The organism is Streptomyces sp. P9(2023) (genome assembly GCF_032436795.1).
GTDB lineage: Bacteria > Actinomycetota > Actinomycetes > Streptomycetales > Streptomycetaceae > Streptomyces.
Genome location: NZ_JAUPWM010000376.1, coordinates 1 through 281, shown reverse-complemented (window position 1 = coordinate 281; position 281 = coordinate 1). Strand labels below are relative to the sequence as shown.

1 protein-coding gene is annotated in these 281 nt (G+C 53.4%); it reads right to left on the bottom strand.

Annotated elements, in window-relative coordinates; genetic code table 11:
* Window positions 1–281: hypothetical protein (locus Q5762_RS38010; RefSeq protein ID WP_315896878.1), on the bottom strand; the 281-nt coding region annotated here is incomplete at both ends.

Below are 281 nucleotides of genomic sequence, written 5' to 3'. Positions count from 1 at the left end.
CCATCTCATCGCAATACTGCGCGATCTGGTACAGGTTCCACGCATCCACCCATGCGGCAGGGATGTTATTGCCTAGGCCAAACCGGTCATTGGTAACAATGTCATAGAACACCCATGCCGGGTTGTTAGTCCAGGCCGATTTAAATGTGCCATTCCAGACGCCGTTAGTTGTTCCGGGGCCAGTCGTGGCATACGTTCTTAGCTCGGGATCGTAGTTGGCCGGAACCTTGATGATTCGGCCATAGACATTGCAGGCAATCGTAGGGAGGCTTTGGAACTGC